The 24,460-nt window shown below is 69.6% G+C and carries 24 protein-coding genes; 15 read left to right on the top strand and 9 right to left on the bottom strand.

Translation table 11 applies throughout. The features are described 5' to 3' along the window. Window positions 1–110: 110 nt before the first annotated feature. Window positions 111–2,420 (bottom strand): glycosyltransferase family 39 protein, encoded by a 2,310-nt coding sequence (locus tag ACZ6TI_RS09220; RefSeq protein ID WP_465344490.1) that lies wholly within the window; start codon window positions 2,418–2,420, stop codon window positions 111–113. 183 nt (window positions 2,421–2,603) lie between these two features. Here ACZ6TI_RS09220 and ACZ6TI_RS09215 point away from each other — a divergent pair, with 183 nt between their 5' ends. Together ACZ6TI_RS09215 and ACZ6TI_RS09210 are read left to right on the top strand one after the other, a co-directional pair. Beyond that, window positions 2,604–3,827, top strand: a complete 1,224-nt coding sequence (locus ACZ6TI_RS09215; RefSeq protein ID WP_465344489.1) for a bifunctional glycosyltransferase family 2/GtrA family protein — start codon at window positions 2,604–2,606, stop codon at window positions 3,825–3,827. 198 nt (window positions 3,828–4,025) lie between these two features. Continuing rightward, window positions 4,026–4,334 (top strand): DUF3040 domain-containing protein, encoded by a 309-nt coding sequence (locus ACZ6TI_RS09210; protein WP_465344488.1) that lies wholly within the window; start codon window positions 4,026–4,028, stop codon window positions 4,332–4,334. A 36-nt stretch (window positions 4,335–4,370) separates the two neighbouring features. Here the strand turns inward: ACZ6TI_RS09210 and ACZ6TI_RS09205 are convergent, their stop codons facing one another. The 4 genes from ACZ6TI_RS09205 to ACZ6TI_RS09190 all read right to left on the bottom strand — a co-directional run bounded on the left by ACZ6TI_RS09205 (window position 4,371) and on the right by ACZ6TI_RS09190 (window position 8,662). Then, complete coding sequence (locus ACZ6TI_RS09205; RefSeq protein ID WP_465344487.1) at window positions 4,371–5,468, bottom strand: winged helix DNA-binding domain-containing protein; 1,098 nt, start codon at window positions 5,466–5,468, stop codon at window positions 4,371–4,373. A gap of 243 nt (window positions 5,469–5,711) precedes the next feature. Further along, window positions 5,712–6,320: a GNAT family N-acetyltransferase gene (locus ACZ6TI_RS09200; protein WP_465344486.1), complete on the bottom strand. Its 609-nt coding sequence runs from the start codon at window positions 6,318–6,320 to the stop codon at window positions 5,712–5,714. A gap of 69 nt (window positions 6,321–6,389) precedes the next feature. Then, window positions 6,390–7,205, bottom strand: coding sequence for an IclR family transcriptional regulator domain-containing protein (locus tag ACZ6TI_RS09195; RefSeq protein WP_465344485.1), 816 nt, complete (start codon window positions 7,203–7,205; stop codon window positions 6,390–6,392). Window positions 7,206–7,231: 26 nt separating this feature from the next. After that, window positions 7,232–8,662 (bottom strand): amidohydrolase family protein, encoded by a 1,431-nt coding sequence (locus ACZ6TI_RS09190; protein WP_465344484.1) that lies wholly within the window; start codon window positions 8,660–8,662, stop codon window positions 7,232–7,234. Between the two features lie 204 nt (window positions 8,663–8,866). On the opposite strand from ACZ6TI_RS09190, the gene ACZ6TI_RS09185 reads away from it, so the two are divergent. Genes ACZ6TI_RS09185 through ACZ6TI_RS09165 form a run of 5 tightly spaced genes read left to right on the top strand, consistent with a single transcriptional unit; the run spans window position 8,867 to window position 12,952 of the window. Continuing rightward, the gene (locus ACZ6TI_RS09185) at window positions 8,867–9,991 is read left to right on the top strand and encodes a CaiB/BaiF CoA transferase family protein (protein WP_465344483.1); all 1,125 of its coding nucleotides are present in this window, start codon (window positions 8,867–8,869) and stop codon (window positions 9,989–9,991) included. Further along, a complete protein-coding gene (locus ACZ6TI_RS09180; RefSeq protein WP_465344482.1) occupies window positions 9,973–10,779 on the top strand; it encodes a citryl-CoA lyase in 807 nt (268 codons plus the stop codon). The genes ACZ6TI_RS09185 and ACZ6TI_RS09180 overlap by 19 nt, the downstream gene beginning before the upstream one ends. A gap of 12 nt (window positions 10,780–10,791) precedes the next feature. Next, complete coding sequence (locus ACZ6TI_RS09175) at window positions 10,792–11,655, top strand: DODA-type extradiol aromatic ring-opening family dioxygenase (RefSeq protein ID WP_465344481.1); 864 nt, start codon at window positions 10,792–10,794, stop codon at window positions 11,653–11,655. Then, on the top strand, window positions 11,652–12,011 hold the full coding sequence (locus ACZ6TI_RS09170) for a hypothetical protein (RefSeq protein WP_465344480.1): 360 nt from the start codon (window positions 11,652–11,654) through the stop codon (window positions 12,009–12,011). Before ACZ6TI_RS09175 ends, ACZ6TI_RS09170 begins: the two co-directional genes overlap by 4 nt. Beyond that, on the top strand, window positions 12,011–12,952 hold the full coding sequence (locus tag ACZ6TI_RS09165; RefSeq protein ID WP_465344479.1) for a quinone oxidoreductase family protein: 942 nt from the start codon (window positions 12,011–12,013) through the stop codon (window positions 12,950–12,952). The genes ACZ6TI_RS09170 and ACZ6TI_RS09165 overlap by 1 nt, the downstream gene beginning before the upstream one ends. Window positions 12,953–13,392: 440 nt before the next feature. Here ACZ6TI_RS09165 and ACZ6TI_RS09160 read toward each other — a convergent pair whose 3' ends face one another. Further along, window positions 13,393–13,758 carry a YybH family protein gene (locus ACZ6TI_RS09160; protein ID WP_465344478.1) on the bottom strand — a complete coding sequence of 122 codons (366 nt, stop codon included), beginning with the start codon at window positions 13,756–13,758 and terminating at the stop codon, window positions 13,393–13,395. A gap of 70 nt (window positions 13,759–13,828) precedes the next feature. On the opposite strand from ACZ6TI_RS09160, the gene ACZ6TI_RS09155 reads away from it, so the two are divergent. From ACZ6TI_RS09155 to ACZ6TI_RS09145, 3 genes are all read left to right on the top strand, one after another. Continuing rightward, window positions 13,829–14,707: a LysR family transcriptional regulator gene (locus ACZ6TI_RS09155; RefSeq protein WP_465344477.1), complete on the top strand. Its 879-nt coding sequence runs from the start codon at window positions 13,829–13,831 to the stop codon at window positions 14,705–14,707. Between the two features lie 108 nt (window positions 14,708–14,815). After that, window positions 14,816–15,946, top strand: coding sequence for an NAD(P)/FAD-dependent oxidoreductase (locus tag ACZ6TI_RS09150; protein WP_465344476.1), 1,131 nt, complete (start codon window positions 14,816–14,818; stop codon window positions 15,944–15,946). Continuing rightward, a complete protein-coding gene (locus ACZ6TI_RS09145; RefSeq protein WP_465344475.1) occupies window positions 15,943–16,491 on the top strand; it encodes an OsmC family protein in 549 nt (182 codons plus the stop codon). The genes ACZ6TI_RS09150 and ACZ6TI_RS09145 overlap by 4 nt, the downstream gene beginning before the upstream one ends. A gap of 76 nt (window positions 16,492–16,567) precedes the next feature. Here ACZ6TI_RS09145 and ACZ6TI_RS09140 read toward each other — a convergent pair whose 3' ends face one another. Next, window positions 16,568–18,100, bottom strand: a complete 1,533-nt coding sequence (locus ACZ6TI_RS09140) for an alpha/beta hydrolase (protein ID WP_465344474.1) — start codon at window positions 18,098–18,100, stop codon at window positions 16,568–16,570. Window positions 18,101–18,184: 84 nt separating this feature from the next. Here ACZ6TI_RS09140 and ACZ6TI_RS09135 point away from each other — a divergent pair, with 84 nt between their 5' ends. After that, entirely contained in the window at window positions 18,185–18,607 is a 423-nt protein-coding gene (locus ACZ6TI_RS09135) for a MarR family winged helix-turn-helix transcriptional regulator (RefSeq protein WP_465344473.1), read from the top strand. Next, window positions 18,604–19,956 carry an MFS transporter gene (locus ACZ6TI_RS09130; RefSeq protein ID WP_465344472.1) on the top strand — a complete coding sequence of 451 codons (1,353 nt, stop codon included), beginning with the start codon at window positions 18,604–18,606 and terminating at the stop codon, window positions 19,954–19,956. The genes ACZ6TI_RS09135 and ACZ6TI_RS09130 overlap by 4 nt, the downstream gene beginning before the upstream one ends. Here ACZ6TI_RS09130 and ACZ6TI_RS09125 read toward each other — a convergent pair. After that, window positions 19,953–20,567: a glycine-rich domain-containing protein gene (locus ACZ6TI_RS09125; protein WP_465344471.1), complete on the bottom strand. Its 615-nt coding sequence runs from the start codon at window positions 20,565–20,567 to the stop codon at window positions 19,953–19,955. The genes ACZ6TI_RS09130 and ACZ6TI_RS09125 overlap by 4 nt on opposite strands. 23 nt (window positions 20,568–20,590) lie before the next feature. Further along, the gene (locus tag ACZ6TI_RS09120) at window positions 20,591–21,259 is read right to left on the bottom strand and encodes an NUDIX domain-containing protein (RefSeq protein WP_465344470.1); all 669 of its coding nucleotides are present in this window, start codon (window positions 21,257–21,259) and stop codon (window positions 20,591–20,593) included. A gap of 119 nt (window positions 21,260–21,378) precedes the next feature. Here ACZ6TI_RS09120 and ACZ6TI_RS09115 point away from each other — a divergent pair, with 119 nt between their 5' ends. Genes ACZ6TI_RS09115 through ACZ6TI_RS09105 form a run of 3 tightly spaced genes read left to right on the top strand, consistent with a single transcriptional unit; the run spans window position 21,379 to window position 24,439 of the window. Further along, window positions 21,379–22,407, top strand: a complete 1,029-nt coding sequence (locus tag ACZ6TI_RS09115) for a Bug family tripartite tricarboxylate transporter substrate binding protein (RefSeq protein ID WP_465344469.1) — start codon at window positions 21,379–21,381, stop codon at window positions 22,405–22,407. Then, complete coding sequence (locus tag ACZ6TI_RS09110; protein WP_465344468.1) at window positions 22,404–22,886, top strand: tripartite tricarboxylate transporter TctB family protein; 483 nt, start codon at window positions 22,404–22,406, stop codon at window positions 22,884–22,886. Before ACZ6TI_RS09115 ends, ACZ6TI_RS09110 begins: the two co-directional genes overlap by 4 nt. Beyond that, window positions 22,883–24,439 (top strand): tripartite tricarboxylate transporter permease, encoded by a 1,557-nt coding sequence (locus ACZ6TI_RS09105; protein WP_465344467.1) that lies wholly within the window; start codon window positions 22,883–22,885, stop codon window positions 24,437–24,439. The genes ACZ6TI_RS09110 and ACZ6TI_RS09105 overlap by 4 nt, the downstream gene beginning before the upstream one ends. Window positions 24,440–24,460: the final 21 nt, after the last annotated feature.

Below are 24,460 nucleotides of genomic sequence, written 5' to 3'. Positions count from 1 at the left end.
ATCCACCGCCAGTCCGACAAGACGGCGGACGCGGCCAGGGCTGCGGGCTTGCGAGCTGCGATCAGGCGGCTCTCCTTTCGGAGAGCCGCCTGATTGTTGGGGTGGGTGGGCTACTGCTGAGTGGTCAGGTCGTAGATCGTGACGTTGTCCACGGTCTGGGACTGGAAGTTGGCCGCCACCCACTCGGCGATCTGGGAGCTGTAGTTGCTTCCGCCGGTGCTGTTGCCGCCCCGGCCGCCGCCGAAGCCGCCGCCTCCCCCGATGAAGTAGTGGATCTTGCCCTCGGCGACATACTGCTGGAACTGCTCGAGAGTCGGCGACGGGTCGCTGCCGTTGAAGCCGCCGACCGCCATCACCGGGTCGCCGGTGGCCAGCTGATATCCCGAGGCGTTCTGCGAGCCGACCGCCGCGGCCACCCACGTGTAGCTGTCGGCATTCGCGTCCAGCAGGGCCTTCATCTCATCGCTGACGGTCGCGGCGTTGAGCAGGCCACCCATGCCGCCACCACCCGGGCCACCACCGTTGCCGCCGCCCGGCATCCCGGTCCCACCCGGCATCCCGGTCCCGCCTTGCGTGCCGGTTCCGCCCTGCGTGCCGGTTCCGCCCTGCGTGCCAGTCCCACCCTGCGTGCCAGTCCCACCCTGCGTGCCAGTCCCACCCTGCGTGCCGGTTCCGGTTCCGCCGGGCGGAGTGCCGCCGTTGAAGCCCCCGCCGTTGGCGCCGCCCGGGAAGCCGCCAGGAAAGCCACCCCCACGCATCCCACCAGGTCCACCGCGCCCGCCGCCGCCCGGTCCGCCGAATCCACCGGCCGTCGCCGGACCAGCGGTCGGGATCGAGCCGGTGTGTGGCTCGGCAGCGGTCTGCACCGCGTAGGCAGCCGGCCCGGCCAGCGTCGCACCCAGCGCAAGCCCGGCGATCACCGCGGCGATCCGCGCGGAGAGCCGGATCGAAGCCAGCACCCCGACGGCCGCGACCATTCCGCCGATCAGCACCACATAACGCAGCCAGGGCAGGAAGTCGGCGCTGCGGTTCAGCAGCACATAGGACCACCAGGCGCTGACCCCGATCGCCGCGGCGAGCATCACCGCCGCGAACACCCGGTGCCACGCCGGCGCCGCCGGAGACGAGGGGAAGTCGGACGGAGTCGCATTGGCCGGCGCGGAGTAGGAAGACGAGAAAGCGGGGTCCGAGCTGGTGGACCCGCCGACGACCGGACGCCCGCGAAGCGCGCGCCAACTCATGATCGCGCCCATGCCGACCACCGCACCGATCGCCGGTGCCAGAGCCACCGTGTAATACGCGTGGAAGATCCCGGCCATGAAGCTGAACACCAGCCCGGTCACCACGAGCCATCCACCCCAGAGCACCAACGCCGCCCGAGCCAGATCCGTCCGAACCACCCGCGCGGTCAGCACCAGCCCGGCCACCAGCAGAATCAACGCCGCCGGCAACAACCAGGACACCTGCCCACCCTGCGACGAGTCGAACATCCGCAGCCAGCCGGTCTCCCCCCAGTTCCCACCGCCGCCGCCCACACTGCCGGTCTCGTTCCCGGACAGCCGGCCCAACCCGTTGTAGCCCAGCGTCAGCTCGAGAATGCTGTTGTTCTGCGACCCACCGATATAGGGCCGCATGGAAGCCGGCACCAGTTCGACAATGGCGATCCACCAGCCCGCCGAAACCACGATCGCGAGGAGCGCCACCAGCAGCTGCACGATCCGCTTGCCGAGCTTCGGCGGCCCGAAGAGCAGATAGGCCAAGCCCAGCGCCGGCACCACCAGCAACGCCTGCAGCATTTTGGTCAGGAAGCCGAAACCGATGAACACCCCGGCCCAGATCAGCCACTTGGTGCGTCCCTTTTCGATCGCCCGCATGGTCGCCCACGCCGCCGCCACCATCAGCAGCACCAGCAGCGCGTCCGGATTGTTGAACCGGAACATCAGCACTGCCACCGGAGTGAGCGCCGAAACCGCCCCCGCCAACAGCCCCGCCGCCGGCCCGAAATAGCGCCGCACCGTGGCGAAGAGCAGCCCGGCGGTCGCGACACCCATCAGCGCCTCGGGCACCAGAATGCTCCACGAGCTGAGCCCGAAGATCCGCACCGACAACGCCATGATCCACAGCGACGCAGGTGTTTTGTCCACGGTGATCGAGTTGGCCGCATCCGACGACCCGTAGAAGAACGCCTTCCAACTCTCCGACCCGGCCTGCACCGCCGCGGAATAGAAGGCGTTCGACCATCCGGATTCGCCGAGCCCCCACAGATAGAGCACCGCGGTGGCAACCAGCAGACCGATCAGCGAGGGCCGCACCCATTTCGGGTCCTCGGCCTTGCCGACCAGCAGAGTCGCCCACCAGGCGGGCTTGCGCGGCATTCCCGGCGGCGGTGGTTCGGGCGACACCATTTGCGGAACGGGCATCGTCGAGGTCATCGGAGTCCTTCGGGCAGGGTTTCTAAGCTGACTCGATCACTTTCGGCCGCCGGTCTGTCCGTCTCTTATGCCCGACCTATGCAGCGGCTGTGAACCAGCCCGGCCGACATTCATAGCCCGGGCACAGGCTTGCCATATTCGGGGCAAAGCCGCGAAGACGACCTTGCTGGCATGAGCCTTTCCACGCTGCCTTCGCACGCCGCCGAGCCGGTGCGGCTCGTCGCTCCCGTGCTCGATGTGGTCGTTCCGGTCTACAACGAGGAGATCGACCTCGAGCCGTGCGTTCGCCGGCTGCACGGCTATCTGGCCGCGCACTTCCCGTACCCGTTCCGGATCACGATCGCGGACAACGCCAGCACCGACTCGACGCCGGACGTGGCGCGCGTGCTCGCCGAGACGATGCCCGAGGTGACCGCCGTCCGGCTGGCGGAGAAGGGGCGTGGGCGGGCGCTCAAGCATGCCTGGACTCACTCGGACGCGGTCGTTCTCGCGTACATGGATGTGGATCTTTCGACCGACCTTGCGGCCCTCCTGCCGCTGGTCGCGCCGCTCATCTCGGGGCACTCGGACCTGGCGATCGGGTCGCGGCTCAGCCGCGGATCCCGGGTCGTGCGCGGAGCGAAGCGCGAGTTCATCTCGCGGACCTACAACCTGATCCTGCGTGGCACGCTGTCGGCCCGGTTCTCCGACGCGCAGTGTGGATTCAAGGCGATTCGCGGCAAGGTGGCGGCCCGGCTGCTGCCGATGGTCGAGGACACCGGATGGTTCTTCGACACCGAGATGCTGGTCCTGGCCGAGCGTGCCGGGCTGCGCATCCACGAGGTGCCGGTGGACTGGGTGGACGATCCGGACAGTCGCGTCGACATCGTCTCCACCGCGATCGCCGACCTGAAGGGCATCGCCCGCCTGACCCGCGCCCTGGGCACCGGGCGTCTGCCGCTGGCGGCGCTGCGTGAACAGCTGGGCCGCAACCCGCTGCCGGTCGCGGGGGTGCCGGCCGGGCTCACCGGGCAGCTGATGAAGTTCGCCGCCGTCGGGGTCGCGAGCACGCTGGCCTATCTCATGCTCTATGCGCTGCTCCGGCTCGGTCTGGGGCCGCAGTGGGCCAACCTGCTGGCCCTGTTGATCACGGCGGTGGCCAACACGGCGGCCAACCGCCGGCTGACTTTCGGGGTACGCGGAACCGACCGCGCGTGGCGCCACCAGGCACAGGGTCTGGTCGTGTTCGCGATCGGGCTGATCCTGACCAGTGGTTCGCTGGCTCTGCTCGACGCCGCCGCGACGGCCCCGGCGAAGTGGGTTGAGCTGGCCGTCCTGATCACCGCGAACCTGATCGCCACCGGAGTCCGCTTCCTGCTCATGCGAATCTGGGTGTTCCGAGCGGTGCGCGCCTGAAACTTTCGGACAGCCGCACTCGCGGTGCGGTCGTCACCTTCCGGCCACCGGTAGACCGGTAGCGAGCACGATTCGGGCAAGATTTCGACAGTCCCGGATGTATCGAGCTTGCGACTGACGGGTAACAATGTCATCACCGGGATTGGAGCATCCCGGTCGATGCGCTCGGACCGGGTGGCCGGACCGGAAGGTGGCGACATGCTGAGCAAGGAAGACAGTCGCAGACTGGCACAGCTGGAACGGCAGCTGCGGCGAGAAGACCCCGACTTTTGCGTACGCATGTCCGGCGGCAAGTCGCATCGCCGGCGGGTGCCGGTGTCCCTGCTCCTCGCCGCGGGGGTGATCTGGGTGGCCGCGCTGATCCTGGCCGTCTCGGGGTGGTGGATCGCGGCGGTGGTCGCCGCGACGTGCGCCGCGATGGTGCTGATCGGAGCGCTGGCGTCCCGCCGCCGGCCGTCCCGCGCCTATCCCCCAACAAACCCGGGGCCACTGCCCCCACCCTGGTAGGCCCCGCCTTTCAGCCTCGCCTCTCAGTGGCCTTGCTCAGCTGAAGGCGACGGTTGCCTCGGGCACCTCGCGTGCGCGCGCCACCTCTGAAGCTTCGGCATCGACCGCTTTGCGCGCCTTGGCGCTCAGCGTGCCGAACGGTGTGACCGTCAGATCCACCCGCTTGCGCCCGGAGATCTTGGCACGCCAGACACCGGCGATCTCTCCATCGACCAGCAGGGCGCCCGGATTGCCGAGGGTCCGCCACACCTCTTTCTGCGCCTTCTTGTCGGGGACCAGCAGGTCACGGTCGCGGGCCTGGAGCAGCGCGTCCATCGGCGGGATCAGCCGGACCCCAGTCGCGGTCTCGGCCCCGGTCAGGTCGTCGACCGCGTCGGCCGGCACCCAGCCCTTGCGACCGTCCACCTTGACCTCGACCAGGTCGTCCGGCCAGACCTTCTTCATCTCAGCGGTCGAGCTGCCGAAATACTTGCCCACCTCGAGCGGGCCGGCCGGCCCGAGCATCCGCAGATAGAGCCGGATCAGCCCGTCGATCCCCTTGTTCTCGGTGGGAACGCCGGGCCAGTTCTTGATCGGCCCGAGCGTGGCGTCCTTGCCGCGCGACTCGACCAGCACACCTCCGGCGAAGCTGGCGTGCTGCCACACGTTGCCCGCGATGTGCCGCGCCTTGCAGGAACGACACTCGTAGGTCAGCGACTTCGGCACCATCGTGCTGACCGCCGTGCTGGCCTCGCCGCGCGGAATCGACCTGGTCACGACCTTGCTCATCGCCTCGGCGGTGGCGGTGAAAGCGGCAAGCCCAAGCTTCATCCCCTCCGGAATCTGCCCGCTCTGAATCCGCGCGGTCGCATCCGCGTCGCTGACCGGCCACAAAGCTTCGGCGAGTTTGCGCAGGTCCCGCCGCCGATGCAGATGCGGCGCCCCGCGCGCGGCCCACACCATGACAAGCCGGTCGTCGGAGAGCGCAGCGGACGTGCGAGCGGCAAGCCCAACCTGCAGCGATCCCGGCGTGTACTCCTGCACCCCGAGGTCGAGCAGTGGCAGGTCACCCGGCCGGTCCTTGGTCCGCTCACCGAGCCCGAGCGCCGCCACCCGAAAGGCCATCACCTGCGCGCGATCCACTTCAACTCCCATGATCCGACCGTAGACCGCCATGCCTGACACGTCATGTCAGGTAGACGGAATGGCTATCTGAGCGAGGTCGTGGCGCGGTCAGCCGCCGGTCGACTCGATCTGGAGCGGCGGCGCAGTCACGGCCGGACGGCTCCAGGCTCGACGCGAGGCCTAGTCACGGGCGCGAGCCCGACCGAAGGCGACGGCCCGGTTCTGGGCGGCGGTCCGATTCGTGGCTACAGCATGTCGCGGGCCATCGCCCGGTTACGGGCGGCGGCCGTAGCGGCGGGTGGCCACGTTGCGCAGGCGCTGGCGGCGGGTGTCGGGCTGCCACACCAGTTCCCAGGTGTCCAGGCTGCTCGGGCCGTATGGGCCCTCCTGCAGGATCGGCGGCTCGCCGGTGAGACGGTAGCCGCAGCGTCGCGCGACGGCGGTGCTGGCGGTGTTGGCCGGGTCGATGCGCAGAAGCAGCCGGCTGAGGTTGAGGCCGGTGTGCGCATATCCCGAAAGCAGCACGAGAGCGCTCGCCGCGAGGCCGCGCCGGCGATGTGGTGCACCCACCAGGTAGCCCAGCTCGGCCTCCTTGAGGCCGAGGTCGACGCCGAAGAGCAGAACCTCACCGAGCGGCTTGCCGCCGTCCGCCGTGATCGCCAGCTGGATGCGCTGGCCGCTCAGCCGCCCCTGGTGAGCCCGCTTGAGATAGGCGATGCCGGCCTCGACGTCGAACGGCGACGGCATCGGGGTCCAGCGGGCGATGTCCGGCTCGTCCAGCAGCTCGACCAGATCATCCAGATCGTCCGAAGTCCACTCGCGCAGCTGAACGCCCTCGCCGGTCAGCGAGATCGGAAAGGGCAGCCGCCCGAAGGTCGTCACCAGTCGATCGTGCCGGTAAGGACCCGGTTCCGGCCAGTAGCGATCGATATGAAAGCCGTGAGTGATTAATCATCCACTCGGTGAATGGCCCATGGTCTTCGCCGGCACGCCGCCGAGCATCGCCCAGTCCTGGCTGATGTCCGACGCGGTGCGCAGCAGCAGCGGAAGGTAGTCGCCAGTCAGCTTTTCCACGGAAGTTTCGGCGGCGTGCACGGTCACGTTGATCGCCGCCACCACCTCGCCGTCGACGTCCCGAATGCCGGTGGCGATCGACCGGATGCCGGGCGCGAGATCCTGATCGGCCAGCGCCCAGCCCTTGGCCCGGACCTCGCGCAACTCGCGGAACAACTCGTTCGGCGTCGGGTTCCACCGCGGCGCGATGCCCGAGCGGCTCGGCTCCTCGAACAGGTAGTCCAGCGTGTTGAAATCCTGCGCGGCCAGCAGCACCTTGCCCATCGACGTGGCGATCGCCGGGAATCGAGTGCCGATCGACACCGACAACGTCACGATCTTCGGCACCGCCACCCGCGCCACGTAAACGATGTCGCCCTCGTCGAGCTGAGCCATCGAACTGGACTCGTTGGTCTGTGCGACCAGCTTCTCCATGTGCGGCCGGGCGACGTCCCACATCTCCAGCGAGTTGATGTAGGTCATGCCGAGCTCGAGCACCCGCGGCGCCAGCACGTAACCCCGGTCGGCCGTGCGCACATAACCCAGCGCGACCAACGTCATCAGGATGCGCCGGACGGTCGGCCGGGCGAGCCCGGTGTCGGCGGCGATCTCGCTCAGCGTCGACACCCGTCGCTCCGGCCGGAAACTGCGCAGCACCTCGAGCCCACGGGCCAGGGCCTCGATGAAGTCAGGACCCGCGTCGTCGCGCGCCATCCTGCCTCCCTCGACTCCCACGTCGGTCAATGCTTCCACTGAGCCGATCCAGCGTCCCACTCGGTGTACGTGTAAGGGTTGTCCGTCACCTTCGTCTCGGGCACGTCCGGGTTCATGCCCTTGTCCCAAGCCTCTCGGCCCATCGTTCCGATCAGGTGCTCGATGGTGGCCTCCACCTTGCGCCGCGCCTCACCGAGGTCGACGCCGACCAGCTTGTGGTCGCGTTTGACCACGCGGCCGTTGATCATGACGGTGTCGACATCCCCGCGCTGCGCCTGGAACGCCACGTGGCCATAGGGGTTGAGGATCGGGAACATGACCGGCGAGTCGTCGTTCTTGAGCAGCACGACGTCGGCCTTCTTGCCCGGCTCGAGGCTGCCCACCTTGTCGTCCATCCCGAGCGCCTTGCTGCCGCCGCGGGTCGCCCAGTCGACGACTTGCTCGGACCGCAGGTGCAGGTGCGTGACGGTGTCGGCGCGGGCGTGCGCCTCCATGTGCTCGCGAGACCGATCGGCGCCCAGCGTGGTGCGCATGGCAGAGAAGAGGTCGCCGCTCCACCAGACGCTGGTGTCCATCGACAACGAAATCGGGATGCCGTAGTCGCGCAGCGCCCAGGTGGGCGGGTAGCCCTGGCCGGCACTCTGCTCGCTCTCGGTGGACACGGACACGGATCCGCCGGTGGCCGCGATGCGGTGGTAGGAGTCGTTGTTGAGCGTCGCGGAGTGCACGTAGACGTTTCGCGGGGTCATGAACCCGTTCTCGTGCATCAGCCGGATGCCGTCGTCATTCGTCGCGCCCCAGACGCCGGCGTGCGTGGTGACCGGCACACCGAGCTCGCGAGCCACCTCGAAGGCCGCCTTCTCGGGGAAGGCCGGATCGCCGGTGACGTCGAAGGCCATCTGGAAGCCGAGCATGTCGTTGCCGCTGGAGATGCGCCGATTGACGAAGTCGCGGAACCCGTCGCTGGTCGCCCACTCCCACGGACCCTGCTGGATGTTTCCGTATGCCAGCACGAACCGGCCGGGCACCGCCTCGAGCGCGTCGACCGCCGCGTCGGCGTGCTGCGGGGTCTGCAGCCCGTGCGACCAGTCGACCGTCGTGGTGACGCCGGCGTCGATCGCCTCGATGGCGGCCAGCAGATTGCCCGCATAAATGTCCTCCGGGCGGAAGAGCTTGCCGGACTCGAGGTAGTACCAGACGAAATATTGTGTGAGGGTCCAGTCGGCGCCGTAACCCCGCATCGCGGTCTGCCACATGTGCCGGTGGGTGTCGATCATGCCGGGCATCAGGATGCCGCCGCTCGCGTCGATCTCGACGGCGCCCTCGGGAGCGGTCAGGCCGACCCCGACCTCGGCGATGCGGTCGTCGACCACCAGCACGTCCGCCCCAGGCAGCACGGTGTGCGCGTCGTCCATGGTGAGAACCAGACCGTTGCGAAAGACCACGGTGTCACTCATCGCCGGCCACTCCCCTCTGAGCCCTGGCGGACAGCTGTCCGTCTGGCGGTCGCGTTGAGGAACCCAGCTTCTGCCCGCCGCGATCGGCGTGTCAAGGGCTGATTTCGAGTGGGTCACGCCACGGTTGACAGCCGCGAAGTCGAAGGAGAAGGATTTCCCCCAGCGGACAAGCGTCCGTCTGGCGAACGCGCTAGAAAGGTGGACATGGGACCTCTCAGCGGCCTGGTGGTTGCCGACTTCTCCAGGATCCTCGCGGGTCCTTATGCCACGATGCTCCTCGCCGATCTCGGCGCGCAGGTGATCAAGGTGGAGAGCCCCGGTGGCGACGACACGAGGACGTGGATGCCGCCGGTCCGCGACGACGTCTCGACCTATTACTTGGGCATCAACCGCAACAAGCGCTCGATCGCACTGGATCTGAAAGACCCCGGCGACCTGGATGTCGCCCAGCGACTCGCGCGTCGCGCAGACGTGATGATCGAAAACTTCCGGCCCAGCGGCCTCAAGCGCTTCGGCCTCGACTACGACTCGGTCGCCGCCGACAACGCCAAAATCATCTACGCCTCGATCAGCGGCTTCGGCACCGGCAAGGGCGCCGGCTATCCGGGATACGACCTGATGGTGCAGGCCATCTCCGGTCTGATGAGTCTGACCGGCGACCCCGACGGCTCGCCCTACCGCGCCGGCATCTCGGTCTTCGACGTGATGGCCGGCCTGCACGCGAACATCGGCATCCTGGCCGCCCTGCACCATCGCGACGAGCATGGCACCGGTCAGCACGTGGAGGTCAACCTGTTGTCGTCGGCGCTTTCCGGCCTGGTCAACCACAGCAGTGGCTATGTCGCGGGTGGCACCATCCCGTTCCGCATGGGCAACGCGCATCCGAGCCTGTTCCCCTACGAGCCGCTGCCCACCGCCGACGGCGAGCTGATTGTGATCACCGGCAATGACGGCCAGTTCCGCAAGCTGTGTCAGGTGCTCGACCTGCCCGACCTGCCGTCCGACCCACGCTTCGCGCGTAACCAGGACCGCACCGCCAACCGCGAGGAACTGCGGCCGCTGCTGGTCGAGCGGCTGACCAAGCGCACCAAGGACGAGTGGTTCCGCGATCTGCTCGCGGCCGGAGTGCCGTGCGCGCCGATCAACACGATCGACGGCGGCTTCGCGCTGGCCGAGGAGCTCGGGCTCGACCCGGTGGTCCAGGTCGGTGACGTGCCGGGGGTCCGCAATCCGATCACCTTCTCCGGCACGCCGGCGCAATATGAACTGCCCCCGCCCGGGCTCGACGAACACGGTGAGGAGATCCGCGCGTGGCTGAACGAGAGCTGAGCTTTCCCACCTCGATCGGCACGTCCGACGAGAAGCAGATCCGGCTGCTCGGTCAGGATCTGGCGGCCGACCTGATGGGCAAGGTTGGGTTCGGCGAGCTGGCCTATTGGCTGGTCGCCGGGCGCCGGCCGACCGCGGGTGAGACCCGTGTCTTCGAGGCCGTGCTGGTGGCGCTCGCCGACCACGGCTTCACGCCGACCGCGATCGCGGCCCGGCTGACCTATCTGAGCGCACCCGAGTCTCTGCAGGGAGCACTCGCCGCCGGCCTGCTCGGCGGGGGTTCCCGCTTTCTGGGCGTGACCGAGGATTGTGGACGGTTCCTGGATGCCACGATCCGGGCTCTCCCATCAATGCCGCAGGATGACGCGGGCTGGGACGAGGCCGCACTAGATGCGGTCCGGGCGGCACGGGCGGAGAAGCGGTTCATTCCTGGTCTCGGCCACCCGGTGCACAAGGTGCAGGATCCGCGCACCCCGGTGCTGATCGGCATCGCCGAGCAGGAGGGGCTGCGCGGCCCGCACCTGCGGCTGTTCGAGGCGATCGGCCGGGTGCACCCGCAGGTGCTCGGCCGCACGCTGCCGCTGAACGGCGCCGGCGTCTGCGGCGCGGCGCTGGCCGACCTGGGCCTGCCGGTGGAGATGCTGCGCGGCTTCGCCCTCCTCGCCCGGGCGGCGGGCCTGCTCGGTCACCTCGCCGAGGAGCGCCGCAACCCGCTGGGCATGGACATCTACTTGACCGTTGACCGCAACGCGGTCTACACCGCACCCGACCCCGACACCGCCGACTAGAGAGGAGCCGCCGTGGCCACCGTCGTAGCGGTGATCGCCTCCACCCATCACCCGTTTTTCTACAAGGCCAGCACGGCCACCGGGGAGGACCGCCCGCCGTTCGCGGACGAGTGGGTCCGCAAGATCACAGCGTTTCGCGAGACGCTGACGCGGGCCAACCCCGACGTGTTGGTGATGGTCGGTTCCGACCACTTCCACCAGCTGTGGCTCGACAACATGCCACAGTTCCTGATCGGCAAGGCACCGTTCTACGACGCGAACTGGTACAACGAGGAGCGCGAGTTCGGCATGCCGCGCATGCTCCTCAAGGGCGACGAGGAGCTGTCGGCGCATCTGCTGCGCGAGGGCCTCGATCGCGACTTCGACCTGGCGTTCAGCAACGAGCTGCGGATCGATCACAGCATCACGTGCCCGATCATCACGCTGCGGCCCGAGGCCGACCTGCCGATCGTCCCGATCTACACGAACATCTTCGCTCCCCCACTGCCCCGGCCGAAACGCTTCGTGCAACTCGGCGAGGCGGTCCGCGAGATCGTCGAGTCCTGGCCGTCCGACCTGCGGGTGGCGATCATCGGCACCGGTCACCTGTCCCTCGAGCTGGGTGGGCCGCGGCAGTTCGGCCCGCACGGCCCGGATCCGGAGTTCGACCTGCGGGCCATCGAGTGGATCTCCACCGGTGACCTGGACGGCTGCCTCTCGGAGGTCACGCTCGACAGCCTGCATGCGCCCGGAAACGCCACGCACGGCTTCATGGACTTCATGATGATGATGGGCGTGGCCGGCGTCGGCGCAAAGGCGGACTATGTCGACAGCCTCGACCTGTTCCACACCAGGGAGGCCTATTTCACCTGGTACCCGAACGGAGCGCCGCAGTGAGCAAATACCTGCTGAACAAGTTCCTGTTCACCGTGGACCGTGACCCGGAGCTGGTCGAGCGTTACCGCGACGACCCGGCCGGCACGGTCACCTGGTGGGAGGCGGAGCGCGCCAACGCCGTGCTCAACTGCCACACCGGCGAGTCGAGCACCTGGCTGCGCTTCACTGACGCCGAGCGAGCGGCACTGGCCGGCCATGACCACGTGGCGCTGTTCGAGCTCGGCGCGCACCCGTTCCTGACGCTGACGCTGTTCATCGCGATGTTCGAGCGCGATCACGGCCCGCTGGAATATCAGATGGCGTTCGGTGAGCGGCTGCGGCATTTCGACATGCCCTATCCGGACATCGCGACATGATGCGCGCCGCGTTGATCGAGACCTGCGGCCTGCCGCCGTCGGTCGGCAAGCGTGAGGTGCCGACGCCCGGCGCGGACGACGTCCGGATCCGCGTCACCGCCGCCTCGATCACTCCGCTGGATCTGTTGTGCGCCACCGGCACCTCATATTTCGGGGAGCCGGCGACGCCCTACATCCCCGGTGTTCAGGGCGTCGGAGAGCTGGACGACGGCTCCGCGGTCTGGTTCGCAACATCGGCGGGCATGCAGCCGGGCGACGGCAGCCTGGCCGAGTTCGCGGTCGCGCCACGGGCCGACATAGTGCCGCTGCCCGACGGTGTCGACCACCGCCTGGTCACCGCACTCGGCCTGTCCGCGGTGGCGGCGCTGATGTCGCTGACCTGGCGCGGCGGCCTCCAGTCCGGCGAACGGGTTCTTGTCCTGGGTGGCGGCGGCGTGGTCGGTCAGGCAGCGATCCAGCTGGCGCTGCTGCACGGCGCCGAGCGGGTGGTGGCGGCCTGCCGGTCGGAGACCGCCCGCGACCGGGCTCTCAACGCCGGCGCGGCCGCGGTGATCCTGCTGGGCACTTCCGATCTGGCCGCAGCATTCGCAGAACATGGACCGTTCGATGTGGTCATTGATCCGGTCTTCGGCGAGCCGGCCGCAGCAGCGTCGCGTGCACTGCGTTCCGGCGGCCGCCTGGTCAACCTGGGCAGCTCGGCAGGCGAGACGGCACCGTTCGACTCGGCAACCCTGCGTAGCCGCTCGCTATCGGTGCTGGGCTACACAAACAACGCCATCACCAAGGAACAGCGCGCCAAGGCCATCGAGACGATCGCCCAGCACGTCCGCGACGGCAAGCTGACTCTCGACTTCGAAACCGTGCCCCTGGCCTCGATCGGCGAAGCATGGCACCGCCAGTCAACGGGCCAAGCCGACCGCCGCCTGGTGGTGGTGCCCTGAGGCCGCCCTCGCAACATCCGACGCGAGCCCGCCGGCCGGCAGTGCGGCGCGGCGGGCTACGAGGGCCGGGCGCCATGGGGCCGAGCGACCACGGCGCCGCAAGGTGCGAAGCGCGGCGCCGCAGGGCCTCGGCTCGCGCTGGTTGAGGACCCGCAGCCGACAACGTCCGACTGGCGGCCCCTCAGCCGAGCGATGCACGGTAGGGCAGGGGCCGCAGGGGCCGCGCGGGGGCAGAGGCCGCGCGGGGGCAGGAGCCGCGCGGGGGCAGGAGCCGCGCGGGGGCAAGCGCCGCGCGGGGGCAAGCGCCGCGCGGGGGCAAGCGCCGCGCGGGGGCAAGCGCCGCGCGGGGGCAAGCGCCGCGCGGGGGCAAGCGCCGGGCGCGGGGCGGCGGCCCGTCCGCAACGGCGGCGCCGCTCGTCTCCCCACACAGGCAACAACCCTCAGTCGGTCGGAGTCTTGAACTCAGGCTGATCCAGGACCCGCAGCCAGAAACCGTCCGGCTGACGGCGGACAACCTGGGCCCGGGCGCCCGAGCCGTCCTTCGGTGGAGTCGACGTCAGCGCCAAATCACCACTGATCAGCGTCGGCAAGGGCTCCTCGGGTTCAAAGGCCGGCATGTTCGGCAGGGCTTTCTCCCAGAGTTCGCGGATGGCGGCCCGGCCGACCGTCTGCTGCCCCGGCGGGAAGGCCATCACGGCGTCCTCCTCATAGAGCAGGGACAGGCCTTCGGCGTCCTTGGCGTTTGCGCGCTCGACGAAGAGGCGGGTGATGTCTTCGGGCTTCGATGCCTTCTCTCGTTCGCTCATGACTCCACCATTGCTCGACGGCGATCACAAGTCCAACTCATGGATCTGATGGTGACTAGAATTCGCAGTTATGGAACTGCGGCAACTGGAGTACTTCGTGGCGGTCGCCGAGGCGGCCAACTTCACTCGGGCCGCTGAGCGGGTGCATATCAGCCAGTCCGGGGTCAGTGCGCAGGTCAAGGCCCTGGAGAAGGAGCTCGGGGCGGAGCTGTTCGATCGTTCGGGGCGGGCCGCCTCGCTCACCGCGGCGGGGGAAGCGGCGCTGCCGCAGGCGCGGGCCGCGTTGAGTGCTGCGGTACGGCTGCGCGATGCCGTGGACGACGTGAACGGGCTGGTCCGCGGGCGGCTCACCGCCGGGATGATCAAGGGGTGCGAGGTCACGCCGTGGTTCGAGGCGCTGGCGGCGTTTCATCGGGAGCATCCGGGTGTCGAGATCGAGCTCCGGGAGGACAACTCCGACGCGCTGATCGCCGAGGTGCGGGACGGGACCTCCGACATCGCGCTGGTCGGGGTCGCGGGTGAGCCGCCGGTCGGGCTGGCCGCCGACGTGATCATCAGTGAAGGGCTGGCGGCGGTCGTCCACACCGGACACCCGCTGGCCGAGCACACGCCTCGGCCGGCACTTGCGGACGTGGTGGCGTACCCCATCGTGTCGCTGCCGGTGGGGACCGGGATCCGCAGCGTTTTCGACCAGGCTTGCGCCGCTGCCGGCCTGCGACCGCGCATCGCGCTCGAGGCCTCGGCCCCCGGCGCGGTCGCGGATCTTGGCGCTCGGGGCCTGGGTGTCGCGGTGCTGAGCCGGTCGATGGCCGCGGGATTTCCCGAGCTGACCGCCCTGCCGATCTCCGGCGTCGAGATCCCCGCACTCCTGGCCCTGGTCTGGCGCCCCAAGCAGAGTGCGGCCCTGACAGCGTTCGTCGCTCACTGCCGCGCCACCTTCCACCCCTAGGAAGCCACCGGGTGGCAGAACGACGACGGGCACGCTCGGGAATGTGGAGATCCTGTTCTCCATGTTGTCTCCAAGGACGGCGGCCCCGCGCTCAGCATCGTGAACAGCATGAACGAGCAAGTGAACGACGTCGTCGTGGTCGGCGCCCGGTGTGCCGGGGCTTCCACCGCGATGCTGCTGGCACGTCTCGGCCTCAAGGTCACGGTGGTCGAGCGCAGCCGCATCCCGAGTGACACGCTCTCCACGCACGGCATCGCTCGCGGTGGCGTCGTCCAGCTTTCCCGCTGGGGGTTGCTCGACGAGGTTCTCGCCTCGGGGGCGCCGGCCATCCGGCAGGTCGTGTTCCGCACGACCGAGGATGAGATCGTCCGCCCGGTCAAGGATCACGCCGGGGTCGACCACCTGATCGCGCCTCGGCGGCACGTGCTCGATGCGATCCTGGCCCGCGCCGCCGTGAAGGCCGGCGCGACCATCCGGACCGGGGTCACCGCCACCGGCGTGCTGCGCGCCGACGACGGCCGCATCCGAGGCCTGCGGGCGCGCACCGCCGACGGCACCCCGATCCAGCTCGCCGCCAAGCTGGTGGTCGGCGCGGACGGCCGGCGGTCCAAGGTCGCCGGTCTGGTCGGCGCCCGCACGCTGGAGAGCCATCCGACGGACGCCGCCACCTACTACGCCTACGTCGGCGGCATCCCGTGGCGCGGCTTCGAATATCACGTCGGGCCGCGCTCGTTCGCCGGTGTCTTCCCGACCCACGACGGCGAGGGCTGCGTCTGGGTCTGCGGCCCGTCGGCCGCCACCGCCCCGGCCGCGACCGACTTCGCCGGTCTGCTGGCCAAGGTCTCCCCCTCACTCGCGGCCCGGGTGCGTCAAGGTCACTTCACTTCCCGGGTACGCGGCGCCGCCCGCCTCCCGAACCACCTACGCGAAGCCTCCGGTCCGGGCTGGGCTCTGGTCGGCGACGCCGGCTACCACCGCGACCCGGTCACCGGTCACGGCATCACCGACGCGTTCCGTGACGCCGAACTTCTGGCCCGCAACATCAACGACCCTTCCGGGTACGAGCGCCGGCGCGACGCCGCCGTCCGTGAGGTGTTCGCGATCACCCACGAGATGGCCGGCTTCCCGGAGCCGGACCGTTTCGCCGCACTGCAGCGGCAGTTGAGCCGCGCCCTCGATGTCGAGGCAACCCAGCTGGCGAACGCCGGCGACCCCATCACACAAGGAGCACTCGCATGACCGTCAACGGAGTCGACACCCAGACCCTGTTCGCCACCATCGGCGCGGTGAAGGGTCAGCCGGAGCTGGCACAGTTCCAGTTCCGGGCCCGCAACCGCTGGATCAACGGCACCCACAACCAGACCACGATCAACGGCTATTTCGGCGCCGGCCAGGAGCACACCCGGGCCACCGATCACCAGTACGACGCCGACCACCCGCCCGTGCTCACCGGCACCGACCAGGGCCCGACCCCCATCGAGTTTCTGCTGCACGCGCTGGCCGCCTGCCTGACCAGCGGCCTGGCGAACATCGCCGCGGCCCGGGGCATCCCGCTGACCGAAGTCACCTCCACTGTGGAGGGCGACATCGACCTGCAGGGCATCCTGGGTCTCAGCAACGAGGTCCGCAACGGCTACCAGGGCATCCGGGTCAGCTTCGAACTGCGCGGCGACGCGACGGAGGAGGAACTGAAGGCGCTGATCACCCAGTCGATCAAGCGGTCCGCGGTGTTCGACGTGCTGACCAACGGCGTCCCGATCACGGTCGACGTCAAGGCCGCCTGAGCCGAGCGCCCGGCGCGCAGCCCCGGGGTGTTGCGCATAGGTGTGCAGAGCAAAGCGCCAACCCGAGAGACCTCTCTCAGGTCGGTGAAGGCGGCTGGAGCGGTGGGCGGTAGGCGTTGTCGCCGGCCGGGATCAGGGCTATGCCGGACGCCGCGACCAGGTCGCGGACCGTTGCGGAGACCAGGAGTTGGCCGGCCTCGGCCCGGTCGGCCAGCTCCACCGCGATCGCCACCCCGGGGCCGTCGATCACGTCGCCGGTCCTGGGGATCTCGGCGATGTGCAGGCCGAAACGGACCTCCAGGCGGGTCGCGGCCGCCGCGTCGCGGATCGCTTTGGCCGGGCCGTCGTAGACCGCGATCGTCACTCCCGCCGGGGTGCGGGCGATCCGGGTGGCGCCCAGCGGAGGGATCGGGCCGCGCACCGCGAGCACCGCACCCAGCGCCAGCGCGGGCGTCTCGGCCGGTTTCAGGTCGGCCAGGAAATCCTCGACCGGGTCCAGGATCTGGCCGGAGTCGATGCCGACGAAATGGTCGGCGCCGGCCAGTTCGACGAAGCGGGCGCCGGGGATGCGGGACGCCAGGTAGCGGCCCTCGTCGACGCGGCTGTCCTGGTCGCCGCGGCGGTGCATGACCAGCGTCGGCACGTGCACCGAGCCGAGGGCGTCGCGGACGTCGACCAGGGTGTTCATGGCGATCAGCGCGCGTACCGTCGAAGGGGTCGCCGCGGCCCGCGCCCGCTGGCCCCACCACCTGGCCATGGCGTCGTCGGCAGACGGCGCCATCACGCGCATGTCGGCCTCCCAGCTCCATTCCACCGCCAGCCGTTCGACGTAGCGCTGCCGCTCCTCGCGGGTCGGCGCCCAGGGGTAGTCGTCGGAGCGCTCGCGCTTCGCATAGGAGCCATAGAGGACCAGCGCCTCGACGCGGTCGGGATGCATGGCCGCCAGCAGCGCGGCCATCGGGCCGCCCTCGGAATAGCCGAAGAGCACCGCGCGGCGTGATCCGACGGCGTCCATCACGGCGAGCAGGTCGTGCATCCGGGTTTCGAGGTCGGGCACGTCGTTCGGACGGTCGGACAGGCCGGTGCCCCGCTTGTCGAAGCGGATCAGCCGTCCGAAGCCGCCCAGCCGGTCCAGGAACGCGGCGTGCCGCGGGTCGGCCCAGTCCAGTTCGAGGTGCGACACGAAGCCCGCGACCAGCACGATGTCCCGTTCGCCGCGGCCGGTGACCTGGTACGCGATCTGCAACCCGTCGCTCTCCGCATAGCCGACCGGCTCGTGCCGTGGCGCCGGCGCGGCACCCGCCTCACGCACCTGGCCGACGAACCGGTAGCCCTTGCCGTGCACCGTGCGGATCAGCCGCTGCGCCTGACCGTTGTCGCCGATCGCCTGGCGGCCCTGCTTGATCCGGCTGGTCACGGCCGACTCGCTGACGAATCGGCCACCCCAGATCCGGTCCATCAACTCTTCCTTGGGCACCACCCGGTCCCGGTGCTCGACCAGATAGGCCAGCACCTCGAACACCTGCGGCTCGACGGGCACGCGGGCGCCGGCCCGGCGCAACTCGACGCCGTCGGGGTCGAGCTCCATCTCTTCGAACGCCCAGGTCACCGCTGCAACTTAACCCGGGTGAGGCAGATCTCAATAATCAGTTGAAACTGTTCAGTCCAGACTGATGAGTTTACGGTGAACAGCGTGGACAGCATTCGCCTCGCTCACGAGATCCGCAGCGTCGTCGGGCGGCTCCGCCGCAGGCTGACCGAGCTCGCCGGCGACGACTCGTTGAGCCTCTCGCAGACCTCGGTGCTGAGCCGGCTCGACAAGGCCGGCGACTCCACCACGGGCGAGCTCGCCAAGGCCGAGCGCGTGCGGCCGCAGTCGATGTCCGTCACGCTCGCGTCGCTGGCCCGGCAGGGGCTGATCCGCCGGGACGCCGACCTCGAGGACGGCCGGCGGCAGGTGGTCTCGCTGAGCGACGCGGGCCGCAAGCGACTCGAGGGCGGTCGCCAGGCCCGGACGGAGTGGCTGGCCAAGGCCCTCGATGAGCGGTTCACCGAGAGCGAGCGCCGCACGGTCGCTGAGGCACTGGCCCTGATGGACCGGCTGAACACGCCGTGACGGTCGCCGCCCGGCAGACCGGCTTCGACCGCAAGCTGATCGCGCCGATGATCCTCGGCGCGGTGCTCAACCCGGTCAACTCGTCGATGATCGCGGTCGCGCTGATCCCGATCGGGGTCGCGCTCGGCGCGCCGCCGGCCGAGACCGCCTGGCTGGTGGCCGCGCTCTATCTGGCCACCTCGGTCGGGCAGCCGGTGGCCGGGCGGCTGGTCGACATGTTCGGGCCGCGCCGGCTCTTCCTCGCCGGGTCGGTGCTGGTCGGCATCGCCGGGGTGCTCGGCGCCGCCGCACCGGATCTCGGCGTGCTGATCGCCGCCCGGGTGCTGCTCGGCCTGGGCACCTGCGCGGGCTACCCGGCGGCGATGTATCTGATCCGCAGCGAGGCCGACCGCACCGGCACGGACAGTCCGGCCGGCGTGCTCACCGCGCTGGCGGTGTCCGCGCAGACCATCGCCGTGGTCGGGCCGACGCTGGGCGGCCTGCTGATCGGGGCCGGGGGCTGGCGCACGATCTTCGCGGTGAACATCCCGCTGGCGGTGGCCGGCTTGGTGCTGGGCTGGCTGCGGTTGCCGCGGGGTGAGCGGGGCACCGGGCGCAAACCACTGGACCTGCCGGGCATCGCGCTGTTCGCGGGCATGCTGACCGCGCTGCTGCTCTTCCTGATGACGCCGCGCCTCGACCGCTGGTGGCTGCTCGCGCTGACGGTTGCCGCGGGTGCCCTGTTCGCCTGGCGCGAGCTCGAGGTGGACGAGCCGTTTCTCGACCTGCGGGTGTTCGGGGGCAACATTCCGCTGCTGGTCACGTACCTCAGAAATCTTTTGACCGCGGTTGTTTCCTATGGCTTTATTTACGGCTTCACGCAGTGGCTGGAGGAGACTCGGGGGCTGACCGCTTCGGTGACCGGGCTGGTGGTGCTGCCGACGTTCCTGATCGCGATCGTGGTGTCGACGTTGACCGGGCGACGGCCGGAGATTCGCGGGAAGTTGCTGGTCGGTGGAGCGGTGCAGGTGGTCGGGTGTGCAATGTTGTTGCTGCTCGATCGGGGCAGTGCGATCTGGCTGCTGCTCGTGGTGGCGCTGGTGGTCGGCATCCCGCAGGGGCTGAACAACCTGGCCAACCAGAACGCGGTCTATCGGCAGGCGGATCCGGCGCGGATGGGGGCGGCGGCCGGATTGTTGCGGACGTTCATGTATCTGGGGGCGATCGCGTCGTCGGCGGCCACCGCCGCGTCCTTTCCGGACGGCGCGGACACTGCGGGTCTGCACAACCTGGCCGTCTTCATGGGCGTCTGCGCGGCGATCCTGCTGGTCGCGGTGGTGTTCGACCGTTCCCTGAAAAAGGTCGCCTAGCCGCCGCCACCGCCGCACCCACCGCCGCCGCACCCGACGCTGCCACCGCCGCCGCACGAGCCGCCGGGCGGGACGTTGCGCGAATCCATCCGGCCGTCCGGGCGCACTGCCCGCCCGATGCCGGCCACGTGCTGCAGGCAGATCGCGTCACCCGGCGCGTCGAAGCACTGTCCGCGCCCGCCGCAGTCGGCCAGGTAGTGCCGGCCGCCGGCGATCGCCAACTCTTTGTCCACCCGGAACAGCAGCGGCAGGTGGTCGCCGGGCTCGTCCTCGCGCGCACGCCGATAGGTCGCGGCCAGCGCCCCGCGAATCTCCGCGTGCGGCAGCGGGCGACCGAAAGCGGCTTCGCAGAACGCGGCGTAGTCACGCTCGTGGCGCACCAACTCGCGCCACAGCGTGTCCACCGCGGCGGACGGCATCGACATCGTGGCGCGGGGATGCCGGGCGTGCAGCCGAAACCACTGGCGGGTGCCGGCGATGACCGTGGCGACGTCGGCCGAGCTGAGGTGCGACAGGGCCGGAGACAGCCGGACGCCGGAGGGGAAGTTGAACGTCTCGACCGCGGACAGCCGCCGAGCGGTGCCGCGGTCCCACAGTCGCGGGAGAGCCATGCGCCAAGCGTGCGGCCCGTTGTCTAGGGGGTCAATGACTTGGCGAAAGGTCCGCGGATTGCGGCCCACTGCACCAGCATGATCGTCTTGGCGTCGGCGATGCGCCCGTCGAAACACATCTCCAGCGCCTCGGCGAACGGCAGCTCCAGCACGGTGATGTCCTCGCCGTCGTCAGCCAGGCCGCCGCCGTCGCCGGTACGGGTCGACGGCTCATAGGGCGCCGCGTAGAAGTGCAGCCGCTCGGTCACCGATCCCGGGCTCATGTAGACGTCGAAGACGTGCGACAGCTCCCCCACCGCGACGCCCAGCTCCTCGGCCGCCTCACGCCGGATCGCGGTCTCCGGATCGTCGTCGTCGAGCAGCCCGGCGGCCGCCTCGATGAGCATCCCGTCCGGGTGTCCGTTCACATAGACCGGATAGCGGAACTGCCGCGCGAGCAGCACGGTGGCACGCGTCGTGTCGTAGAGCAGGATCGTCGCGCCGTTGCCCCGGTCGTAGGTCTCGCGCGCCTCGGTGGTCCACCGGCCGTCCGCGTGCCGATAGTCGAACGTGGTTTTGCGCAGCACGTGCCACCCGGCGGCCAGCAGTTCCACCTCGCGCACCACCACGTCCGGGTTCCCTTTCAGGTCCCGTCCGACCTGATCCAGACCGGTCCGTCCACGGGCGTCCGGCTCGTCCACACCCTTCGTCATGATCATGAGAGTAGGCCGTGACCAGAAAGACCTAAACGACCATCGCGTTCGCAACGATGACCGCCGATGGTTCCAGGGCGCAGCATCTGCGAAACGATTCCGTAACTCGAGGAGCGGTCGTGAAGCAGATCAGCGCGCGGCGTGCAATGGCCGCGACCATAGTCGCGGTTCTGGTGGCCGGTGTCGCCGCCGGCTGCGAGAAGGACACCGCCGGCGGCGGCAGCACCGGCGGCGCGGTGGAGTATCCGACCAAGACCGTGCAGCTCATGGTGCCCGCGGCGCCCGGCGGCGGCTGGGACCTGACCGGCCGCACCATGCAGAAGGCGCTCACCGATGGCAAGCTCATCAACCAGTCGGTCGAGGTCTACAACGTGACCGGCGCGGCCGGCACGCTGGGCCTGGCGCAGCTGGTGTCGAAGAACTCCGGCGACGCGCACCACCTGATGGTGATGGGCCTGGTGATGGTCGGCGGCGTGGTCGCCAACAAGTCGCCGGTCAAGCTCGACCAGGTCACCCCGATCGCCACGCTCACCGCCGAGCAGGAGGTGATCGTGGTCCCGGCGAACTCGAAGTACCAGACGCTGAAGCAGCTGATGGACGACGCCAAGGCGAACCCGTCGTCGATCAACTGGGGTGGCGGCTCGGCCGGCGGCACCGACCAGATCCTGGTCGGACTGCTCGCCAAGGCGGCCGGCGCGGACCCGAAGGCGATGAAGTACGTCGCCTACTCCGGCGGCGGCGAGTCGAAGGCGGCACTGCTGGCCGGCGACCTGACCGCGGCGGTGTCCGGGCAGAGCGAGTTCAAGGACCTGGTCGCGGCCGGCAAGGCCCGCGCCCTCGCGGTCTCCGGTGCGACCGGCGTGGACGTCGGCGGCGGCTCCCCGGCCAAGACCATCAAGGAGGAGGGGTACGACGTCGAGCTGATGAACTGGCGCGGCATCGTGGCGCCGCCCGGCATCGACGAACCCACCAAGACCGCCGTGGTCGGCATGATCGACAAGCTGCACACCTCCGAGCAGTGGAAGGCCACGCTGGCCGACCAGGGTTGGGAGGACTTCTACAAGAGCGGCGACGAGGCGAAGGCGTACTTCGACAGCGAGAACCAGCGGATCACCACCGTGCTGACCGACATCGGTCTCGGCGGATGACGAGCGACACCGAAGCCGTTCCGGAGCGGCGGCCCGTCGAGGGCCGCCGCGCCGGCTGGATCCTGCCCGCGGCCCTGCTGCTCATCGGGATCGGCCTGCTCTACCGGGCGATCGCCGAGGCGGACGGTGACTTCAGCCTGCAGGGCCCGCGGCTCGCGCCGGTGGTGGTGACGGCCGCGTGGGTGGTGGTCGCCGCCGTGTACCTGATCCGGCACAAGCCGGTGGAACACGACGAGCACCAGCCCGGCTGGCTCGCGCCGGCCGGCGTCGCCGCCTGCCTGGCCGGCTTCGCGATCGCTCTGGAGTACGCGGGCTTCGTCGTGTCCGCGTTCCTCTTCGTGATGGCGGTGTCCCGCGTGCTCGGCAGCCGAAGCTGGATCCGTGACCTGATCGTCGCGGTGGTCCTGCCGCTCGCCATCTACTTCGCCTTCACCCGTCTGCTCGACATCTTCCTGCCCGCGGGGGTGTTCCCGCTGTGAGCGTCTTCGGCGATCTGCTCTCCGGCTTCGGCACGGTGCTGAGCCCGCAATACCTTCTGTACGCCGCGATCGGCGTCACGCTCGGCACGTTCGTCGGGGTGCTCCCGGGCATCGGACCGGCGCTGACCATCGCCCTGCTGCTGCCGGTCACGTTCAGCCTGGACGACCCGATCGGCACGTTCATCATGTTCGCCGGCATCTACTACGGCGCGATGTACGGCGGCTCCACCACTTCGATCCTGCTGAACACCCCGGGCGAATCGGCGTCGGTCGCGACCGCCATCGAGGGCTATCAGATGGCCCGCCGCGGCCGCGCGAAAGCGGCACTGGCCACCGCCGCGATCGGCTCGTTCGTGGCCGGCACGATCTCGACGCTGCTGCTGACGCTCTTCGCCCAACCGGTCGCGAAGCTGGCCACCACGTTCCGGGCGGCGGACTATTTCGCGCTGGCGTTGCTGGCGATGGTCGCCGTGACCGCGCTCGTCGGGCGTTCCCTCGTCCGCGGACTGCTGAGCCTGGTCTTCGGTCTTTTCCTCGGCCTGGTGGGCATCGACGGGCTGACCGGGCAGGCCCGATTCACCTTCGGCACCACGGTGCTGCTCGAAGGCATCGACATCGTCGTGGTGATCGTCGGACTCTTCGCGATCGGCGAGACGCTCTACATCGCGAGCCGCCTGCGCACGCTGCCGGAACACGTGGAACCGCTGTCGCCGACGGGCTCGACCGGGGGCTTCGGCTGGCTCAGCCGGGACGACTGGCGGCGCTCGTGGCGGCCGTGGCTGCGCGGCACGGCGGTCGGCTTCCCGTTCGGCGCGTTGCCGGCCGGCGGCGCGGACGTGCCGACCTTCCTCTCCTACACCTATGAGAAGCACCGCGCGAAGAGCGACGAGTTCGGCAAGGGCGCGATCGAGGGCGTGGCCGGCCCCGAGGCGGCCAACAACGCGGCGTTCTCCGGCGTCCTGGTGCCGCTGCTGACCCTGGGCATCCCGACGTCGGCGACCGCGGCCGTGATGCTGGCCGCCTTCCAGATCTTCAACCTGCAGCCCGGCCCGCAGCTCTTCGACAACTCGCCGGAACTGGTGTGGGCGCTGATCGCCTCGCTCTACGTCGGCAACGTGCTGCTGCTCGCCCTCAACCTGCCGCTGATCCGGGTCTGGGTCAAAGTCCTCCAGATCCCCAGACCCATCCTGTACGCGGGCATCCTGGTGTTCGCCACCCTGGGCGTGTACGCCGCGACGGGCAGCGTCAACCAGGTCTTCATCGCCTATGCGGTCGGGGTGATCGGCTTCGGCATGCGGCACTTCGACTTCCCGATCGCGCCGGTCATCCTCGGGCTGATCCTGGGCCCGATGATGGAGTTGCAGTTCCGCCGGGCCCTGCTGGTGTCCAATGGGGACCTGACCGTCTTCCTGACCCGCCCGCTCACCGCGATCCTGCTGGCCCTGGCCGTGGTGGCGGTCATCGTCCCCTATCTGCCCCGGATCATCGCCCGCCTGCGCGGCCGCACCTCCGGGGAGGAACCGAAGAAGCTCGTCTTCGCCGAGGACGACTAGTGACCTCGGGTCGGGCGACGA

It is taken from the genome of Actinoplanes sp. NPDC051388, from assembly GCF_055586225.1.
The sequence above is the reverse complement of the archived record's forward strand: the minus strand, read 5'-3'. Positions and strand labels throughout refer to the sequence as shown.

Excerpts from the sequence above, each read along its gene's own strand:
- ACZ6TI_RS09220 (WP_465344490.1), bottom strand. The coding sequence starts at position 2,420 with ATGCCCGTTCCGCAAATGGTGTCGCCCGAACCACCGCCGCCGGGAATG.
- ACZ6TI_RS09215 (WP_465344489.1), top strand. The coding sequence starts at position 2,604 with ATGAGCCTTTCCACGCTGCCTTCGCACGCCGCCGAGCCGGTGCGGCTC.
- ACZ6TI_RS09210 (WP_465344488.1), top strand. The coding sequence starts at position 4,026 with ATGCTGAGCAAGGAAGACAGTCGCAGACTGGCACAGCTGGAACGGCAG.
- ACZ6TI_RS09205 (WP_465344487.1), bottom strand. The coding sequence starts at position 5,468 with ATGGGAGTTGAAGTGGATCGCGCGCAGGTGATGGCCTTTCGGGTGGCG.
- ACZ6TI_RS09195 (WP_465344485.1), bottom strand. The coding sequence starts at position 7,205 with ATGGCGCGCGACGACGCGGGTCCTGACTTCATCGAGGCCCTGGCCCGT.
- ACZ6TI_RS09190 (WP_465344484.1), bottom strand. The coding sequence starts at position 8,662 with ATGAGTGACACCGTGGTCTTTCGCAACGGTCTGGTTCTCACCATGGAC.
- ACZ6TI_RS09185 (WP_465344483.1), top strand. The coding sequence starts at position 8,867 with ATGGGACCTCTCAGCGGCCTGGTGGTTGCCGACTTCTCCAGGATCCTC.
- ACZ6TI_RS09165 (WP_465344479.1), top strand. The coding sequence starts at position 12,011 with ATGCGCGCCGCGTTGATCGAGACCTGCGGCCTGCCGCCGTCGGTCGGC.
- ACZ6TI_RS09160 (WP_465344478.1), bottom strand. The coding sequence starts at position 13,758 with ATGAGCGAACGAGAGAAGGCATCGAAGCCCGAAGACATCACCCGCCTC.
- ACZ6TI_RS09155 (WP_465344477.1), top strand. The coding sequence starts at position 13,829 with ATGGAACTGCGGCAACTGGAGTACTTCGTGGCGGTCGCCGAGGCGGCC.
- ACZ6TI_RS09150 (WP_465344476.1), top strand. The coding sequence starts at position 14,816 with ATGAACGAGCAAGTGAACGACGTCGTCGTGGTCGGCGCCCGGTGTGCC.
- ACZ6TI_RS09145 (WP_465344475.1), top strand. The coding sequence starts at position 15,943 with ATGACCGTCAACGGAGTCGACACCCAGACCCTGTTCGCCACCATCGGC.
- ACZ6TI_RS09125 (WP_465344471.1), bottom strand. The coding sequence starts at position 20,567 with ATGGCTCTCCCGCGACTGTGGGACCGCGGCACCGCTCGGCGGCTGTCC.
- ACZ6TI_RS09120 (WP_465344470.1), bottom strand. The coding sequence starts at position 21,259 with ATGACGAAGGGTGTGGACGAGCCGGACGCCCGTGGACGGACCGGTCTG.
- ACZ6TI_RS09110 (WP_465344468.1), top strand. The coding sequence starts at position 22,404 with ATGACGAGCGACACCGAAGCCGTTCCGGAGCGGCGGCCCGTCGAGGGC.